The sequence below is a fragment of the Caballeronia sp. SEWSISQ10-4 2 genome (genome assembly GCF_030464885.1).
Lineage (GTDB): Bacteria > Pseudomonadota > Gammaproteobacteria > Burkholderiales > Burkholderiaceae > Caballeronia.
Map to the genome: position 1 here is coordinate 1 of NZ_JALPRJ010000119.1, position 18720 is coordinate 18720.

The 18720-nt window shown below is 59.0% G+C and carries 16 protein-coding genes; 8 read left to right on the top strand and 8 right to left on the bottom strand.

Translation table 11 applies throughout. The features are described from left to right. Nucleotides 1-71: 71 nt before the first annotated feature. From M0D69_RS40090 to M0D69_RS40100, 3 genes are all read right to left on the bottom strand, one after another. Nucleotides 72-224 carry a hypothetical protein gene (locus M0D69_RS40090; protein WP_301787358.1) on the bottom strand — a complete coding sequence of 51 codons (153 nt, stop codon included), beginning with the start codon at nt 222-224 and terminating at the stop codon, nt 72-74. A 72-nt stretch (nt 225-296) separates the two neighbouring features. Beyond that, on the bottom strand, nt 297-488 hold the full coding sequence (locus tag M0D69_RS40095) for a YqaE/Pmp3 family membrane protein (protein WP_301787343.1): 192 nt from the start codon (nt 486-488) through the stop codon (nt 297-299). Nucleotides 489-692: 204 nt separating this feature from the next. Next, entirely contained in the window at nt 693-2378 is a 1686-nt protein-coding gene (locus tag M0D69_RS40100; RefSeq protein WP_301787344.1) for a SulP family inorganic anion transporter, read from the bottom strand. A 210-nt stretch (nt 2379-2588) separates the two neighbouring features. Here M0D69_RS40100 and M0D69_RS40105 point away from each other — a divergent pair, with 210 nt between their 5' ends. From M0D69_RS40105 to M0D69_RS40115, 3 genes are all read left to right on the top strand, one after another. Continuing rightward, on the top strand, nt 2589-3353 hold the full coding sequence (locus M0D69_RS40105) for a DUF1007 family protein (RefSeq protein ID WP_301787345.1): 765 nt from the start codon (nt 2589-2591) through the stop codon (nt 3351-3353). Further along, complete coding sequence (locus M0D69_RS40110; protein ID WP_301787346.1) at nt 3347-4468, top strand: nickel/cobalt transporter; 1122 nt, start codon at nt 3347-3349, stop codon at nt 4466-4468. The genes M0D69_RS40105 and M0D69_RS40110 overlap by 7 nt, the downstream gene beginning before the upstream one ends. A 79-nt stretch (nt 4469-4547) precedes the next feature. Next, nucleotides 4548-6938, top strand: a complete 2391-nt coding sequence (locus M0D69_RS40115) for a PIG-L family deacetylase (protein ID WP_301787347.1) — start codon at nt 4548-4550, stop codon at nt 6936-6938. A gap of 46 nt (nt 6939-6984) precedes the next feature. On the opposite strand, the gene M0D69_RS40120 is transcribed toward M0D69_RS40115, so the two are convergent. Beyond that, nucleotides 6985-7815, bottom strand: coding sequence for a DMT family transporter (locus M0D69_RS40120; protein ID WP_301787348.1), 831 nt, complete (start codon nt 7813-7815; stop codon nt 6985-6987). Between the two features lie 99 nt (nt 7816-7914). On the opposite strand from M0D69_RS40120, the gene gcvA reads away from it, so the two are divergent. Then, a complete protein-coding gene (gene gcvA, locus M0D69_RS40125) occupies nt 7915-8838 on the top strand; it encodes a transcriptional regulator GcvA (protein ID WP_301787349.1) in 924 nt (307 codons plus the stop codon). A 99-nt stretch (nt 8839-8937) separates the two neighbouring features. Here gcvA and M0D69_RS40130 read toward each other — a convergent pair whose 3' ends face one another. Next, a complete protein-coding gene (locus tag M0D69_RS40130; RefSeq protein WP_301787350.1) occupies nt 8938-9717 on the bottom strand; it encodes an alpha/beta hydrolase in 780 nt (259 codons plus the stop codon). 1085 nt (nt 9718-10802) lie between these two features. Here M0D69_RS40130 and M0D69_RS40135 point away from each other — a divergent pair. Together M0D69_RS40135 and M0D69_RS40140 are read left to right on the top strand one after the other, a co-directional pair. Then, nucleotides 10803-12257 (top strand): catalase, encoded by a 1455-nt coding sequence (locus tag M0D69_RS40135; protein WP_301787357.1) that lies wholly within the window; start codon nt 10803-10805, stop codon nt 12255-12257. A 67-nt stretch (nt 12258-12324) separates the two neighbouring features. Then, on the top strand, nt 12325-12939 hold the full coding sequence (locus M0D69_RS40140; protein ID WP_301787351.1) for an ankyrin repeat domain-containing protein: 615 nt from the start codon (nt 12325-12327) through the stop codon (nt 12937-12939). Between the two features lie 17 nt (nt 12940-12956). Here the strand turns inward: M0D69_RS40140 and M0D69_RS40145 are convergent, their stop codons facing one another. Next, on the bottom strand, nt 12957-14105 hold the full coding sequence (locus M0D69_RS40145; RefSeq protein ID WP_301787352.1) for a methyl-accepting chemotaxis protein: 1149 nt from the start codon (nt 14103-14105) through the stop codon (nt 12957-12959). A gap of 426 nt (nt 14106-14531) precedes the next feature. Here M0D69_RS40145 and M0D69_RS40150 point away from each other — a divergent pair, with 426 nt between their 5' ends. After that, nucleotides 14532-15473 (top strand): tetratricopeptide repeat protein, encoded by a 942-nt coding sequence (locus M0D69_RS40150; protein ID WP_301787353.1) that lies wholly within the window; start codon nt 14532-14534, stop codon nt 15471-15473. After that, nucleotides 15434-15814 (top strand): glycosyltransferase family 9 protein, encoded by a 381-nt coding sequence (locus M0D69_RS40155; protein ID WP_301787354.1) that lies wholly within the window; start codon nt 15434-15436, stop codon nt 15812-15814. Before M0D69_RS40150 ends, M0D69_RS40155 begins: the two co-directional genes overlap by 40 nt. A 12-nt stretch (nt 15815-15826) precedes the next feature. Here M0D69_RS40155 and M0D69_RS40160 read toward each other — a convergent pair whose 3' ends face one another. Together M0D69_RS40160 and M0D69_RS40165 are read right to left on the bottom strand one after the other, a co-directional pair. Continuing rightward, on the bottom strand, nt 15827-16393 hold the full coding sequence (locus tag M0D69_RS40160) for a hypothetical protein (RefSeq protein WP_301787355.1): 567 nt from the start codon (nt 16391-16393) through the stop codon (nt 15827-15829). Nucleotides 16394-16699: 306 nt separating this feature from the next. After that, on the bottom strand, nt 16700-18073 hold the full coding sequence (locus M0D69_RS40165; protein WP_301787356.1) for a sigma-54 dependent transcriptional regulator: 1374 nt from the start codon (nt 18071-18073) through the stop codon (nt 16700-16702). Nucleotides 18074-18720 lie beyond the last annotated feature (647 nt).

An 18720-nucleotide genomic window follows, 5' to 3' on the forward strand; every position in this document is an offset into this window, starting at 1 on the left:
CCTCGGCTCATCTCTCCATGATAAAAACAGATCGCTAAATATTCAACTTATTTACAGGATGTTGTACTAGGTCAGCCGCATGCACCTGATATCTCGTTGGGGCGGTGCACCGCGAGATCATGGGGCGCGCCATCGGTATAAAAGTAAAAGGCATCGCCGAATGCGATGTCTCCGGTCACCGTCCCGTCGCCGGACCCGCACACCGGTCGCGTGATGAACAGCATTAGTGATCGCCGCCGCGATTCCAGCCAGAGCGATCTCCGCAATCCCGCGCGCGCCCTGCCCGTCAGTTCTTCCTACCGTCCTGCGACCGCGCGCACGAATTTCCGGTCGGTCTTGTATTCGCTCAGCGCGTAGACCGACCAGATCGCCGCGGGGACCCAGCCGATAACCGTGACTTGAAGCGCAAGGCAAATGATCCCGGCAAACGGCCGGCCAATCGTGAAGAACTGAAGCCAGGGCAAGAAAATTGCGAGCAGAAGGCGCATGGTTTTTCCGTAATGTTAGAAGGCCATCTAACGGTGACGACCGCGGTATAACGTCGTACGACCACGCTATAACGGCCTGCAGTTTTGAAACTTTAGGCCTTTCTGCACGACCCGAATCGACGATTGACGATGGCTGTTCTACGCCGCGCTCAGCTTTGGGGCTTGCTGCGGCGCGGCGTCTTGCCTGTCCCGTCCGGTGCATCGCTAATGCGTGCTCGAGGCCACCGACGGATCGAATCCAGCCGCGACAAGCGCCCCATGCAGTGTCTCGAAGAGGTGTGTTTCCCCCAACACAGCCGTGATTCCGTGGCGGTCCATATCGGCTCGCAGATACTGGTTGACGCGCGCAAACAGCACGTCGATGCCACGCTGCTTCAGACCCTCGCAGAACTCAGCGAGGGTCCTTGCCGCCGAAAAATCCAGATCCGTGATGGCGCCGGCATCGACGATGAACCAGCGGACCGGCGTGGGTGCGCGGTCGAGCAGGTGACGCACATCGTCGACGAAAAAATGATCGTTCGCGAAAAACAGGTCGGCGCCGAAGCGGTAAACGATCAGGCCGGGTGCCGTCTGAGTGCCCGGTGCTGCGGGCACGGGTGCCCAGCGTCCGCCTGTGGCCACAGTGGGCGCCAGCATCATGGTGTGCGGATGATAGCTATGGCGTACGTGGCGCAGCAACGACAACGCGACCGCGAGAAGTATTCCATCCTCCACGCCGATGACCACCACAGCTATGGCCGTGACAAGCGCCAGCGTGAGTTCGCCGGGACTTTCGCGGCGGATGGCGTAAAGACTTTTCACGTCGATCAGCCCAATGGCGATCGTGAAGACGATGCCCGCCAGCACGCAGTGCGGAAGGTACTGTAGCCACTTGCTGAAGAACAGCAACACCACGCCCACGACGCCCGCGAAAACCACTTGCGCGAACTGGCTGCGTGCACCGGCGCGATCCGCCATAGCGGTCTGTGTCGGGCTGCCGTTGACCACGAACGCCCCGCTCAACGACGCAACTGCGTTGGCTGCCGCTATCCCAAGGATGTCGGCATCGGCGTCGATGGGTTCGTGATAACGCTCCGCAAACACGCGGCCCGCCGCGACGCTTTGCGCGATGATCATGACAAAACACGAAGCGGCCACGGGTACCAGGTCCAGCGTCTGCTCCCAGGTGGCGAGCGGGAAGTTCAGCGCGGGCGGGCCTCCGGCAACCGGACCGACGACCGCGATTCCATGTCCGGCGAAGTCGTAGGCATAACTTGCCGTAATGCCGCCGACCACTGCGAACATGGCGACGGGAAGACGCGGCAAAAGGAACTTGAAAATGAGAATGCAGCTCACCACCGCCACCGAGATGCCCAGTGTCGGAACCGACAGCTGAGGCAAGTGGAGGACAATCGATCCGATCTGCCCCACGGTCCGCGACGCCCCCACGTGGACGCCGAGCATGTCGCCCAGCATGGCGACGCCGACCTGAATGCCGACACCGGCCAGGAAGCCGAGCAAGACGGTGCGGGATAGAAAATCGGCCAGGAAACCGAGCTTGAAGATCCGCGCGATCAGCAGCAGTCCGGCAGTCAGCAGTGCAACGACCCCGGCGAGCGCCATGTACTGCGGGCTTCCGGTCGTTGCCATGGTCGACAGCCGGCTGGCGAAGATCGTGGCCGTCGCGGAGTCCGCTGCGACGACCAGATGACGAGACGCGCCAAAGATCGCGAATGCCAGGAGCGGTAAAAATGCAGTGTAAAGACCGGTCACGGCCGGCATTCCCGCTATGCGCGCGTAACCCAGTACTTGCGGGATGTCCATTGACGCGAGCGTCACACCAGCCAGGAGATCCCGGAGCGCCGCAGCGGGGCCGAGCGGCAGGACGCCCTTCAATAAGTTAAAGCGCATTGTGCGTCCCCGAACGATGTCGCACCCGAGGGTGCGATAAAAATGAGTTTTATCATTGGCGCATCGTGCCGCAACTTGATTTGGAAGAGCAAGGTTTCTTGATGGCTGTCTCGCCGGACTGGATGCCTGGGCTGCATCTTGCGCGCAATAGAAAAACGCCATGCTATAAAGCGGGCGAACATAGGCATGTTTCGTCACTGCGAGGGTGACATGAGCGTGAGCTTTCTGAAAGCTAACCGGCGTTACGTGCGTTACGTGCGTTACGTGCGCTACATGAGGCTATGTCCTGTCCGGACCGCGCTAACAGGGCCGAAGGCCAGCGCAGATGCTAATGCTCTGACCGGAACGTTCAATGGGCCGTGCTCGCGGGTATCCCGCTGGTTTCATCGCTATCTGCTGCCCGCGTGCTGCGTCCTTTTGCTTGCTGCGCTTCCTGCCTCTGCCCGGGCGCATCCGCATGTGTGGATCAATTACTCGATGGTCGCCCAGACGCAAGGAACGCTGCTCGTTGCCGTGCAGGAGACGTGGACCTTCTCGAAAGGCTTCCCGTTTTCGATGGTCGGCGATTTCTCCAGCATGCCAAAGTCCGGTCCGCTCAACGCAAGTTACACGGCGACGTTCAAGGCTCAGGCCTTTTCATCGCTTAAGGGCGCGGATTATTTCACGCATGTTTTTGCCGATGGCAAGGCCGCTGCTCTGGGCGAACCACGTGACTTCAGTGTCGGTATCGAGGACGGCCACGTTGTATATCGATTTCTGATGCCGCTCGTAAAACCGGTGGACGTCAAGCGTGCGCGAGTGACGCTCGGTGTCTGGGACGATACGTTTTTCGTCGATTTTGAAAATGCCGCGCAGCCCATGTTGACGCTCAGTACCGGCAAGCCGGGTACGTGCCGGACCGAGCCATTCGAGGATCACGACCACCCGATTTTCGGCGGCACCCTCTTTCCTCAAGCGAGCAGGCTATTGTGCTGACATGCTTCGTAAGCTGGCTCGGCGGCGGACATCGCAAGGCGATTGACGGGTGTCTGGCTGTCGTCATGATGTTCGCTTCGCTTAGCGTCCTTGCTCAAACCACGGACGTCTTCGGGCGCACTTCGACCGGTACGCCAAGCGCTGCCAACACAGCCGATGCAGCTCGACCTGCACTCGGCGCGATGCCATCTATCATTCGCGATGCAGTGAACGCCAGCATCCATTTGCAAAGCACGCTGAACGAACAATTGCAGGAGACGCTCGCGAACGAGCGCGATGGGTCAGACCTGTTCACCACCGGGATGATCGTGCTGTGTTCGTTCGCGTACGGCGTGTTGCATGCACTGGGACCGGGACACGGCAAGATCGTCGTCAGCGCGTATCTGGCGTCGCACCGGGCGCGTTTTGTCGATGCCGCCCTTCTGAGCGGATGGAGCGCGCTGGTCCAGTCGATGTCCGCGATTGTTCTCGTTGGAGGCGTGGCATGGTTGAGCCGCGAGGGACTGCGCGGCGTATTGACCCGGGCGTCGAGTCTTGAACTCGCCAGCTATATTGTCTTGCTCTGCGTCGGTGCGTGGACGTTATGGTCGGTCGTCACCAGGCGCGATTGTTGCGACGTCGATCGTCTGGAGCTCGTGCCGAAGAAACACGTGAGCCTGGTACAGGCGGGGTCGGATGAGAAGGACCAAGCCCGGTATCTTGGCGCGAGTCTCGTCGCTCAACGACGTTCCCGTGCACGCTGGACGCGAACGGACGCTGAGCGAGGACCATCCCGGGTCCGCAAAGAGATACTTATGACGGGCGTTGCAGTCGGTGTGCGTCCATGCGTAGGTGCCATCTTTGTCTTGACTGCGGCGCTGGCAAACAAGGTTTTTATAGTAGGCGTGCTTGCGTCGTTGGCGATGGGCGCAGGCGTCGCGTGCACGGTCCTGGCGATCGGCATGACGAGTTTGTCGATGAACCGGATGGTATCGAAAGCGGTTGTTTTCAGGCACCAGAAAATCGAAAGAGTTCGTTTTGGCCTGGCTCTCGCGGGCGCCCTTTTCATCACGGCGTTCGCCGCATGGCAAGTGTTTGCGCTAGTGTCCGGAACGCAGGCTGCATCGCTTGCCTGACGTGTGATCGGGCGGCCGGCTTACGTAGGCCAATAATTACGTGGGCCAAACAAAAATGAAAATGTCATACGGGGGTGTCATGCGAACATGCCGTCGGCTGTCGGGATCGGCTGCTGTGCTACTGCTACTGCTGGCGGGGATGGGCGCGATGCTCGCACCCGTCAGCGCACGTGCAGCCGATTGCCATGCCGGCACGCTTGTCACCGTTGTTGCCCACCTCGACGACGACCTGCTCTTCGTCAATCCTGGCATCAGCGACAAGCTGGAGGCGGGCTGGTGCGTCACCACCGTGCATCTGATCGGCGGCGCTAACGGCGCAAACTTCGACTATGTGAAACTGCGCGAGAAAGGTACACGCCTGGCCTATGCGCGCATGGCGGGCGTACCGGACGACTGGATCGAATCGACGGTCATGTTCGCCGGCAAACCCGTCCACCAGATGGTGCTGAAACAGCAGCCGAAGGTAACGCTGCTAGAACTGCGGATGCCAGGCGGCGGAGTGCGCGGCGGCAAGGTGCCGCTCGGCCTGATGTGGGACCAGGGTGAAACCATCAACACCTATCCCATCAACAACGACGGCTCCGGCGCCACTCACTACGACCGCGCGGAGACGGTAGCCACGCTCAAGCAGATCCTCGCTTCGGCGACCGCGATCTACACGCTGAACCCGGACACGGTGCCTTTCATCGAACACCCTGACCACATCTATGCCGCGAGGATCACGCGCATGGTTGCCCAGGGTCTCAACCGGAACATTCCGATTGGTTATCACGTCACGTATCCGACCGGAGGCATGCCGAAAAACCTCAGCGCCGGCGATACGCAGAACAAGCGTGACGACGTGGCGTCTTACTTCGCCATCGATGGCGACGACAACGGCGAGCACGTCTTCGGCGAATATCAGTGGGACGGCAACTGGATTGCGCGCCGCTACTGGACCGAGTCCAGTTCGAGTTCGGCCGGCCTGGAGTTCCGACCGCGCTCGAGCAACCTTGTCAACGAGTACTCGAGCCAGTGCCTGACTTCGGCCGGCGCGAACGGCAAGCCGACACTCGCTGCCTGCTCGGGCGCGAAGACGCAGGACTGGCACTGGCAACCGGTGCCGGCCATGCCGGGCACGAAGAACAACTCGCAGCTCGTCGATGAATCGACGCAGCAGTGCGTCGCGGAACGCAGCGGGAACCTGATCGAAGAACCGTGCAGTCAAAATGATGCGGCTCAGAAATGGACGCCGTGGGACTTCGGCCTCGTGTACACCCCGCTCGGACATTGCCTCGCGGCACATGACGGCACGTTGTTGGCCGGGCGCTGCTCGTCGCTGACCGCGGAATCGCGATGGGCGCCCACACCTCACTCGCAATGGACCGATCTGCGCCAGGACGCAGCAATGTACGGGGACGTTCGAGGAGACGTCGACGGCGAAAAGCGGACCAGCACGGTCTACGTGCAGCGTCGCCGGGATGGACCGGGCTTCAACGTGTGGGTCGCGGACATGTCGCGGCTGCCGACTGCCGCGCCGTGGTATATGAACGCGGTGCCGTTCGACGCCCATGCCGGCACCGCCACATGCGCCGGTGACACACTGTGCTTCGACAGCGTGCGTTTCCTGCTTGGAGACTTTGAAGGCACCGGACGCGACGACCTGATGGTCATCGCTCCGCGTAACGGCGGCACCGCCTTCTGGCTGATGCGCAGCACCGGTACGCGCTTCGAGGCGCCGCGCCTCTGGTACCAGACCTCCTCTGCCTTGACGCCTGCCAGCGCGCAGCAATACGTCGCCGGAAACTTCGACGGCAGTGGCCGCGCCGGCGTGATGATCGCGCAAAAACGCAGCGACGCCACGCTCGACCTTTGGGTAGTCGCGAGCGAGGGCATGACCGGGCAGACACCCGCGCTCTGGATGAAGGCAAGCGGACTTGGTACGAATGCGCGCTTCCTGCCAGCGCGCGTGGCAGGATCGCAGCGCACTGGCTTGATCGCGATCGAAACAGTGAATTCGGCGATGGCTGTCACGCAGCTCGCCAGTTCGGGCAGCGCGTTCAACGGCCAGCTGCGCGGTAATACCTATGCGGAGTTCGCACCCGCTTTCGCGAAGGTCGTGGCGGGCGATGTGGACGGCGATGGGTTCGACGATCTCGTCGTGCTTCAGCCACGAGGCGATGGACCCAATATCGATGTGTGGCAAATGAAAGGCGGCCCGCAGTTCGGCGAGACCCTCAAGGTCGCCACCCTGCATGAATCATCCTATGCCGACGCGGTTCCCGCACTTGTACGGCGTAGCCGGAATGAAACGCTGGTGCTGTTCAAGCGCGCAAATGCCAGGCTCGGCGATTTCTACTTCACCGGTGGCGCACCGAGTCTTGTCGGTTACGACTTCGAACCGTCATCCAAGCTCGGTCCGGCGCAAATCTGGGGCGACTTGCCAGGGCTTTTTTCGGAAGCGTTATGGATTAGCACGCTATCGCAGTGACCGGGCAGCGCTCGCTCTCAAAACTTATACAAACCCTTCATGGCGCCTAGGCGAGTTTGATCGCGATCACACCCAGCAAGATGATGGCCGCAGCGGCGGGACGACCCCATCCGAACCGCTCCTTAAGCACGAATGCAGACAGCCCCGTTCCAAAGATGATGGCGGTCTCACGCAGCGCGGCGACCATCGCGATGGGTGCCTGCGTCATGGCCCAGAGCACGAGGATATAAGCGCCCAGCGTACATGCCCCACCGATCAGGGCCAGGTGCCAGCGCGCATGGACATGCCGGACGATGTCGACCCGCCGGCGCAGCAGCGCCCATGCCAACATCGGAGGCGCGGTCAGCAGGAAGATCCACATCGTGTAGGCAACGGGATGCCCGGACAAGCGGACACCGGTTCCATCCACGATGGTATAGCCCGCTATCACCACCGCATTGACCAGCGCGAACCCGGTCGATGCCGTGCTCACAACACCGCTGCGCCGCCCCGCCAGAAAAAGGCCGAGAATGCCGCCGCATATCAGCAGGATGCCGCCCCACTCTCCTGCGGCGAGTCGTTCTCCCATCACCGGGCCGCTCGCAAGCGCGACGAGCAAAGGCGGCGCGCCACGCATCAGCGGGTACGCATGGCTCATGTCGCCGCTGCGGTAGGCGGCCCCGATCAGCGCGAAATAAGCGATGTGAATCACGACGGATGCGCCCACGTACGGCCAGCTTGCCGGCACGGGCAGCGAGAGGAACGGAAGCGCCACAGCGGAAAACACGGCAGACCCGCTAGTCACCAGAACGATGTCCAGGCTGGCTTTCACGAGCGCATTCCAACTGGCATGCAGCAGCGCCGCGAAGAGGACAAGTAACACCACACTGGTAGACAAAGCGATTGCTCCCGAAACCTTTTGCGGCGACTATATCTCTCGTGACAAGTGATGACAAACCATTAAATCTTCCGCTTCGCGTTAGAAAAATTGACCTGAATGCAACGTCCCTTACCTCCACTCAATGCGTTGCGCGCCTTTGAAGCCGCCGCGCGACTCGGCAGTTTCAAGGCTGCTGCAGCCGAATTGCATGTGACTCACGGTGCGGTCAGCCAGCATGTCCGTCTGCTCGAGGAATGGCTAGGGGCACCGTTATTCGAGCGGCACAACCGGCGCGTGGTTTTGACGCCGGCGGCGCGTGCCTATCTTGCCGAAATAGGACCTGCGTTCGAGCAGGTTGCCGCTGCGACCGCAAGATATGGCGCTACGGGAGATGCCGAGCCGCGTGTGCTGCGAGTCAATGGACCTGCCACGTTCGCGTTGCGATGGCTGGTTCCCAGGCTAGCGAATTTTCAGCAGCAGTATCCCGGCGTCGAGATCAGGTTGAAGACGTCGAATGAACCGGTAGAAGCCTTGCAAGACACTTATGACATCATCATTCGCGGTGGGCCCGACACCTTCTACGGTTATGCAATGCGCCCTTTTCTCACGGAGGAGCGCCTGCCCGTTTGCAGACCCGCCCTTCTTGATCGTCTGCCGCTTCGATCACCGCGCGACCTGATTCATCACACGCTCCTGCATACGTCGAGCCTGCCCAGGATCTGGGGCGACTGGCTCGCCAAGGCGGGTGTTGCCGATCTCAAACCGGTTACGACGCTGACGCTCGATCACTTCTATCTCACTCTGCAAGCGGCGCTTGACGGGATTGGTGTGGCGATGGGGCCGACAGCGCTGATAGCGGATGACCTGGCGTGTGGGCGTCTGGCTGCGCCATTTGCCGGCCCCCTTCTGCCTGCCCGCAGTTACTGCACCTACGTGCCCGAGGCGAAGGAAGCGGACACGCTTGTCGTTGCCTTTCGTTCGTGGCTGGAACGAGAGGCAGCCGGTCTTGTAAGTGAGGGACTGAAGGACCCGGATCGCTGAGAAATTCGACTCTATCCAGATATCAGCATTCCTATCTATTTTGAGTCGAACCATCCAGAGATTGTTGCCCTGCCCCACCCTTCGTTCTGAAAATGAAGCTTAGTCCTGTGCGTGCTCGGCAGCTTGCTCGATCAAGGCCGCTACTTCCTTGGGATGCGATTCATAGACCGAGTGACTCGCGCCGGCGATCTCGACGGTATGGCTGTGCGCACGCGCTGCGTACATCCGTTCCAGGTCAGGATTGATGACCTTGTCCGATTTCGCGACCATGTACCAGCTAGGCTTCACCTTCCATGCGGGATCGGTCATTGCGGTCGAGAAAACCGCGGCCGATGTCGGCATTTGCGCGCGGGCTTCAAATTGCGCTTGCTTCAACGGCAGGTCGGCGGCGAAGTCGGCCGGGTAATTGGCCGGATCGAGGAACAGAAAACCGTCCGGTGTCTTCACGAGCGGCCTTGCGGAATTCGGAAACTTCTTGCCGTTGCCAACTTCGGTCTCGCCCGTGTCCAGCGCGTGAGCCGCAATATAGACCAGACCGGCGACATGGGAGTCGTTTCCGGCCGAGGTGATGATCGCGCCGCCGTAGCTATGACCAACCAGGATAGCCGGTCCGTCCTGACGATCGAGAATGCGCTTGGTCGCGGTCACATCTTCCGCGAACGACGTCAGCGGTTCCTGGACCAGGGTGACGTTATAACCGTCCTTGGTCAGAATATCGAAGACCGGCCTCCAGCCCGAACCACCAACAAACGCGCCATGGACCAGCACGATGTTCTTGACGGGACCTTTGGCAGGTTGAGTCTGCTGAGCCATGGCACCCGCTGAAATGAAGGCACTGGCGATGAGCGACAGGAGTAACGTAGCGCGACGGATTTTCATTTTCAATTCCTGGAAAGTTTGCGGTTTGCAATGGGACGAACACGACTACCCATCCCGCTATTCCGGTCGCTATGCAAATATTTTTTTCGCGTCGCGGACATCCTGATCGGTCGGATGAATATGTGGCGCAAGGTGCGTATTGCTCGTGGTGGTCAACTGCCCAGGACCAGTTAAGTGCTAAGCGATACCGCGCGAGGTGGTTGCAAGGGCTAGTCGAGTTGGATGCTTTTATCTCATGCCGAATGTGGATTTTCCCGGTCCGCGTCCTCGTTTAGTTCCACGAGCTTAGCGCACGAATACGAATTATTAACCGCATCAAGTGCAGTTTCATGAACTAGCGACGCGGGATATTTCCGCGATTGTTTTTGTCACGAAATTCGAAGGTATCTGCGATGTATTGATAGGGGTGCGTGATAGCAATTGGGGCCCGTATCCGGTCAGGCCTTCCGATCTGCTCAACGATTCTTGCTCCCATACTTCCTGGTAATTTAATTCTTTAGTGATCTACGTCACAATAAAATATTTCTTAGAAATCAAAGCCAAACAATCAATACTTCATAAACGATATCCCAAAAATCGCGCAATTGTGATTTGCTCCATTCGAGCCAGGCTTGACAGCGCCTGTCAGTGCTCTCACACAACCTCGTCCCCGGCAATCACAGTCGCCGTTGGGCATGACAACGCCACAGCAGACCCCTCGCAGCGCTGCAAACGGAGCACGTATTGTTTATGAAACAGCAATGCAAAGACGCCTTGATCTGATTTTTCCCTGAAAACCGCAATAACTCACTGCCTTCACATTCGCGTCATATATTCGGCGACTTATCAGAAGAACACCGCTCATACAACAAGAATTAATCCAATTTTCTTTTACTTCTGTAATGTTTCTTAATCCCCGAAAAACGAATTGCTATTGCTGTCATAGAAAAAAGAGATTGGCGCGTCGAATGACCGGGTTCTAGTATTCCTGCGGTTTCCAACTGAAACAGGAATACAACGTGAAAATATCCAAGAAACAAATCGCCGCAAGTACCTTCTCGTTTATCTCGGCAATAGCGATTGCCCAATTCGCTTACGCTGAAGGCATGACCGCGGATAGCGGATCGCCAGTCGGCGATAACCAGAATTCCCAGACGGCAGGGCCCGAAGGCCCGGTTCTTCTACAGGACTCGCATCTCATCGAAAAGCTGCAACGCTTCGATCGGGAGCGCATACCCGAACGCGTCGTGCATGCACGGGGCACGGGGATTTTCGGCGAGTTCGTTCCGACCAGCGACATCAGTTCGCTGACCGAGGCTGCGGTTTTCACTCCTGGGACGAAGACGCCGGTGTTCGTGCGATTCTCGACGGTGATGGGCTATCGTGGATCGCCGGAGCAAGCACGCGATCCGCGTGGTTTTGCTATCAAGTTCTACACGCAGCAGGGCAATTGGGACATGGTCGGTATCAACTGGCCGATCTTCTTCATTCGCGACGCCATCAAGTTCCCGGACTTCGTGCATGCGAACAAACCATCGGCCGTGACGGGTGTGCAGGACCCGAACCTGGCATTCGACTTCTTCGCCCATTCGCCGGAAGCGACGAATATGCTCACGCACCTTTACACGGACGAGGGCATGCCGGATTCATACAGGCACATGGACGGCTATGGCGTGCACGCGTTCAAGTTCGTCAATGCCAAGGGGGAAGCTCACTACGTGAAGTTTCACTGGAAGAGCCGTCAAGGGGTCGAAGGCATTCGGCCTCAGGACATCCCGCATTCGATCGGCGCCGACTGGAATTTGATGACCAACGACCTGTACAACTCGGTCAAGGCGCAATCGTATCCGCAGTGGGACCTGTACATCCAGGTGCTCTCGCCCAAGGATCTGAACAAGTTCGATTTCGATGCGCTTGACGACACGAAGGTGTGGCCATCGTCCATCCCTGAGCAGAAGGTTGGCACGATGACGCTCAACCGCATTCCGGATAACTACTTCGAGTCGACGGAAGAGTCGGCATTCGCGCCCTCGCGGCTCGTGCCGGGCATCGAGCCTTCCGAGGACCGGATGTTGCAGGGACGCTTGTTCTCTTACGCCGACACGCAGATGTATCGCCTTGGCCCGAACTACAACCAGCTTCCGATCAATCGCCCGGTCGTCCCGGTCAGCAATAACAACCAGGACGGCTTCATGAATGCCGGGGATCGAAAGGGTGAGGTGAACTACGAGCCTTCCGGAGTCGCTGAGATCGCCCAGCAGGACAAGTACAAGTCCGTGCAGACGCCGCTCACGGGCACGACACAGCAAAGAGCGATCCATAAGACGCTCGACTTCCGTCAGGCCGGTGAGTACTACCGGACGCTGTCTGAAACCGGGAAGACCGACCTCATCACGGCGCTGTCGGGCGACCTTGGCCGCGTCACCAACGACGCGAACAAGTACGCCATGCTTTCGTACTTCTATAAGGCCGATGCCGACTACGGTACTCGCCTTGCACGTGCGACCAACGCGGATGTTGCGCGGGTGAAGGATGCGGCAGCGCACCTGAGCGAAAACTGAAGCACCAAGGGAGCCTGCGCCAAGCGGGCTCCCTGTGGGTTGAATACGGTTCACCACGGAGAACATAATGCGATGCTTTTCCACGGCGCGGCATCTTGTTCGCGCCGCCATGGTCACCGCCATCGCAGCACTGTTGATGGCGGGTTGTGCGGAGCACGCCTATGTATCGGGCGGCTATTCGGGACCTGTCGATGCCAAGCGAATTTCGGATGACTGGTTTGCCGCCGCGCGTGCCGGGCGTACGGATATTGTGCAGGCGCTGATCGATGCACATTACCCGCTGGAGACGAAGACGTCCCAGGGATATACCGCACTCATCCTTAGCGCATACGACAATCACCCTGATACCTTGAAGGCGCTTCTTGCAGCGGGAGCCAACGCTTGCGCCGCCGACGTACACGGCAACACGGCTTTGATGGGCGCGCTCTTCAAGGGCGAGACGAACATTGCAAAGATACTGCTCGACACGCGTTGCGATATCGATCAAACCAACAACGCGGGGGAAACGGCACTGTCGTTTGCCGCGCTATTCGGCCGGCTCGATATGATTCCCGTGCTTGTCGCCCACGGCGCTAACGTCAATCATGTCGACGCACGTGGCGGAACCGCGTTGCAAATGGCGACCGCGCAACGCAACACGGTTGCAGCGGATGCACTGCGTCAGGTCGGCGCGACACAATAGATGTGCTGCTGTCCGGGTCAGGCCTTCTTGATCTGAAAAATTCTCACCGCGTTTGCGAGCGTTTGCGACTGCTCTTGCAACGATCCTGCTGCGGCTGAAGCCTGCTCGACCAGCGCGGCGTTCTGCTGGGTGACGCTCTCTATCTCCGCGATAGCCTCGTCGACCTGCTCGATGCCGGCTCGCTGATCGGCGCTGGCGGTGCTGATCTCGCTCATGATCTGTGTGACCTGTTCCACGCTCTGCAGGATTTCACCCATGGTGTTACCTGCCAGATCGACTAGCCGGACACCCGCCTCGACCTTCGTCACCGACTGGCCGATCAACGCCTTGATCTCCTTCGCGGCGGCGGCGCTGCGTTGTGCCAGTCCGCGCACTTCCGTGGCGACCACTGCGAAGCCTCGCCCTTGCTCACCTGCACGCGCCGCCTCGACCGCTGCGTTCAGCGCCAGGATATTGGTTTGAAACGCGATCCCGTCGATTACACCGATGATGTCCTCGATCTTGCTGGCGCTCGCGTTAATTTCGCCCATCGTCGCAACGACTTCGTTCATCACCCGGCCGCCCTTGATCGCGACATCGCTTGCTTTGGCGGCCAGGTGATTGGCCTGCTGCGCATTGTCGGCGTTGTGCTTGACTGTGTCGGTCAGCGAGTCCATTGAATGTGCGGTGCGCTGAAGGCTGATTGCCTGTTGCTCGGTACGCACGCTCAGATCATTGTTTCCAGAGGCGATTTCGCCCGACGCCAGGGCAACGGCTTCGGCTGAATTCCGTACGTCGGCGATCGTGGTCTGCAACTTCTTGCGCATCTGGTTAAGTTCATGGTTCAGCCATGCAATTTCATCCCGGCCGTGCGATTCGATCCGGGTAACCAGATCTCCGCCCGCGATGCGTCCGACCGACGCCACCACTCGTTCGACCGGTATCTTGATGCTGCGTCGAATCGCCCAGCCGAGCACGATGCCAACGGCTGCTGCGCAAACCGAGGCAACACCGACCATCCACAACATCGCGTTCATCCGTGTGAGTAACGCGGCCGATGCGTGGGCATCCAGTGCACTTTGCATCGCCCAGATCGCCATAGTGCCCACGCCGGCGACCAGAAGCACCATTACTGCGAAGCCCGACGTAATTCGCGTCGTCAAGCGGAAGTTCGAAAGTTTGATCATCGTTCACTCACTCTGGCCTGCCCCGTCTGCGCCGGTCAGGACCGTTCGCGTAAGACACTGGAGCGCGTCGCCTCGTTGGCAGGCACAGCGCCCGATATTCTTTGCTGTTGTCATTGTTTACGGCGGTCCGTGCGATGCACGACAACCGGGTTTACGAGAGTCGAGTAATGTTTTTTTGCGGTTTTTGCAGGCTCGAGATAAGCGATCCATTAAGTATCGGCAGCCGGCCACGCATTGAGCCCGTTCTGCAACGACTGCCGGGTAGTCCCGAGATCCTATAATCGATGTGTAACACCGGCACCAGCTAATCCGTCACCCCGATGCCAGCCCAGGCACGATGTCGCCTATGCGCATTGAAGAACCGGTGCGCCCGTCCGAGATCAGAATGACGATTCCTGCCAACATCTGGTGCGAACAACAGGTCCCATGAATCGAAAAACGCTCGCAAACCACGGACATGCGGACTCGCAACTTATGCAGTCAGCACTGGAAGCCTATCAACGAGGCGACCTGATGGAGGCGGAGCACGCTTACCGCCGCCTGCTTGAGAGAGACGATCGCAACGGTCTGGCTCACAACAATCTGGCAAACCTGTTACGGAGATCCGGGCGGTTCAGTGAAGCTGAAGCGCACTATGACCGCGCGCTCGAACGGCTGCCGGAATCAGCGGAGATACGCAACAACCGGGCGGGTATGCTCGAACATCTTCAGCAGTACGAGCAAGCTGAGATCGAGTATCGCCGCGCTCTCGAACTAAAGCCGGATTTTGCAGAAGCCCGCTTCAATCTGGGGCTGCTTCTTCTTGCCGCTGGACGCTATACGGAAGGCTGGACCTATTACGAAGCGCGATCGAACGCATTTGGGGAGCATCAGCGCTTGCCCTTTCCTCAATGGAACGGCGAGGACTTGAGTAGCAAGACCCTGTTGCTGTTGCCAGAGCAAGGGTACGGAGACACGATACAGTTTGTCCGTTACGTGCCCTTGCTCAAAGCGCGAGGTGCGGCAAAGATATCGGTCATCTGCGACCCCCTGCTCGCACCACTTCTGCGCACGGTGGCGGGCATCGATGCACTGATAACGGATCCCCGGGCCCTTCACGCTCACGACTACTGGGATACGTTGATGAGCCTGCCCTTGCGCCTGGGCACGACGATCGAGTCGATCCCGGCGACGATTCCCTATGTCGGCGTATTCACGAACCGTCTGGAGAAGTGGAAAGCACGTCTACCCAGTGACGGCTTGCGAGTAGGACTTGTTTGGAAAGGTAACCCCGGGCACGACAACGACGCACAACGGTCATTGAGTCATTTTTCCGATCTGGCGCCACTATGGTCCGTCAACGGAATCCGTTTTTCAGCCTGCAGGTAGGGGGTGCCGAGACCGAGGCCGACGAGTGTACAGCGCTGCAACCCCTTCTTTGCCTCGGACGGGAGATTCGCGATTTCGCCGATACCGCCGCTATCATTGCGCAACTCAATCTTGTTATCTGCGTCGATACAGCGGTCGCCCATGTGGCCGGTGCATTGGGTGTTGCGTGCTGGCTGATGCTGCCGCAAACGGCAGTTGACTGGCACTGGCATCGAACAGGATCCGGGTCACCGTGGTACCCCAACGATATGTATCTGTTCCGCCAGCGCGAGGCGGGGTGGCCAGCTTTGATTAGCGACGTAAGAGACGCTCTGGCCGACATCACGCAGGGTGCCCGATAGCGCGCCTTTATGCTACCCACCCGAACCATTGCCCATTTCTTTCGCTGCCCGGGCGACAAGATGTTTTGCCTGCACGCTGGATGCGTCGATGGCGGACGCTTGCGTGGCGTTTTCGGAAACGCACCGCCAGTCGTCTACGTCACGGCAGTGCCTGGCGCGTTGCATATAGTCATCGCGCATATGTTCGCGGCTGGCCAGGTCGGCGTGCATCTGTTCCCACTGGCTGCGATCTTTACCGCTCTCTGACATCCCGGCGAGACGCCGGTGGGCCACGAACAGATTCCGGTTCTGCAACGAGCGATAAAATTCGCTGACGTCAGGATTCTGCGTTCGCACGTCCTCATTCATTACGGATTTAGTGTCGGCATGTCCGCCGCTATTCGATTGCGATGACTGTGCCGGGAAGGCGCTCGTTCCTGGTGCAGCCACCGAACCGCTTTTGATCACCGGCCCTGCCACAAGCAGATGTGCGTCATCGCCTTGCTGGTGCAAACCGATGCCAGCAAGATGAGGTGCCGCGAAAAAATAGGTCGCGACTGCAACAGCGCCAATCGCGCAAGCAAGCGCAATTCGCGTCATGCGCCTCCTGCGTTCCTGATCAAAAAGAAGCGCGGTTTCCGCCAGTCCCGGATACGCGCCGCGCGAACGTGTGCGACGCAGGATGGTGCGTGAGCTGCCTTTCTTTCCGCTCGAGAGGTTGGAAAAACTTACCAGACGTTGCAGGAAGGTCGGCGTTTGGCCACATCGGCTGCATCGTTGGCCGCCTGAATAGGTGTTTCCGCACCGCTGGCATGTGGCCCACGCGGTGTGGTCGATTGACTCGAGCAAGCGCATATGATTCTCCATCCCTTACATTCAGAGGTTCATTGGCCGCCTCGGAAAGCTTCACCCGGTAGCACTGAGATCGTGTACTTCGTCAACGGTTGCTCGCGGGGGTATTCCCAGCTCTTGCATCAACCGATGCAGATGCACCCGCGAGATGCCAAGCCCACGGGCGGCGTCGACAACCCTGCCCCTGTGCATAAATAGCGCGAGCTCGATTGCTCGCCGGTCCGCCGCCGCTCGCGCTTCCCGAAGCGAGTCTGGCGCGAGCAACACGTAGTCCGTTAGTTCAAGGTCCTCGGCAGTGATGTATTTGCCGTCAGACAAAACTATCGCGCGTCGCACACGATTGATCAGTTCCCGGACATTCCCAGGCCAGCCGTAGTTATGCAATGCCGCGATCGCGTCCGGTGCGAAGCCGTGTATCCGACGCTCGCGCTCATCTTTGAATCGTTCAAGCGTGTGTGCTGCAAGCTCGGTGATGTCCTTGCCTCTCACGCGAAGAGGCGGTTCCCGAACCTGAAGCACGCAAAGCCGAAAGAAAAGGTCTGCTCTAAAGCGGCCTTCGTCCACGGCGCTTTGCATATCCTGATGCGTTGCCGTTATCACCCGTACGTCGACGTCGATACTCTCAAGACCGCCCAACCGTTCGATCTTGCGTTCCTGGATAAAGCGCAGCAGCGCGGCCTGACTTTCGGAAGGAAGGTCGCCAATTTCGTCCAGGAACAAGGTGCCGCCATGAGCCTGTTCGACGCGCCCTATCTTGCGTTGCGTAGCACCGGTGAAGGCGCCGCGTTCGTAGCCGAACAGTTCCGAATGCAGGAGATCGTGCGGAACGGCGCCGCAGTTGACGGCGACGAAAGGTTTATCGCGGCGCTCCGACCGAGCGTGAATCATTTGCGCGGTCAATTCCTTGCCTGTCCCCGATTCGCCCGAAATGAAAACCGTTGCATCAGTCGCGGCGACCTTTCCAATGGTTCGATGAAGCTCCAGCATCGCCTCGGATGAACCTATCACGCTGTCGCTTAACGCATCCTTAAGCTCTGGCGGCTCCGCCTCGGACCAGAGAACCTCCATACCAATAGCCTGGCCAACTACATTCACGATCCGCTCATGCGATGTCGGTACCGTTACAAAGTCAAAGCAATGTGTTGCGATTACGTCTCGCACGGCCGACCACTTTCGCGTTTCTTGCGATACCAGCGCGACCCATGCCACTAGCAAAGAACGTGACAGCTGTTCGACCCGTGCAATTCGGTTTTCGTGAATACCATCAGTCAAATCGAGCAGGCCTGCCATTGGCGCGCGTGCCAGCTTTTCCATGGTGTTAGCGCTCATTGCCGGAACGACAAGCCAGGCGCAATCGCGAAGGCGCCTTAGAAGCGATTCGTTTGGCTTACCGCCAACGTATAAAAGCGTGCGATGAAGGCTGTCCATGGTTGTAAGAGGTTCTCTGGTAGGCGCTTCTTTACATCTTGGTCTTGACCGCTTTCTACACTCGCCATTCCTTTACGATCGTTCGTCACCTCAAGCGATATGAACAAGATCAAGGGGGGCTTACTTAGCAGAAAATTAGAGAGATCCGGCAGCGAGGCGGAGTTCCTGTCATGTCGAGATCGTAGCGGCGCCAATTCACGACAGGTGAAACGAAAAGTTAAGTTGCGTTTCTGTCGATGAGAAAAGGTCGCTATATGTAACTGGGCGAGGGGTTTTCGTTCGCACTCGGGGGGATTTTCGCTGGCGCTCGGGGGTTGGGTTTCTTGGGCTCGTGGGGATGGGGCGGAGGCGGATTGGTGCTTTCGGCGTTAGTGGTCGGGGGTGATGCCGGGTTGGTGCTTTCAAGGTTAGTGGTCTGCGTGAGTCGGATTTTCTCTTTATAACTATTAGCCACTGTGAGTGGCCGCACTTCATTTCTTTTTTTCAACACAACGGCGAAAAAGAAACAGAAGCAAAGAAAACGCCTCCCAACCACCGGCAAGCTAGCGTCCCTAGCGTGCAGGCCCCACTTTTTGGCACCGGATAGCACGGTGTGCCCGCCAGACTGAAGGATGTTTGAACCCCGACCTCTCCGAACACCGATACCC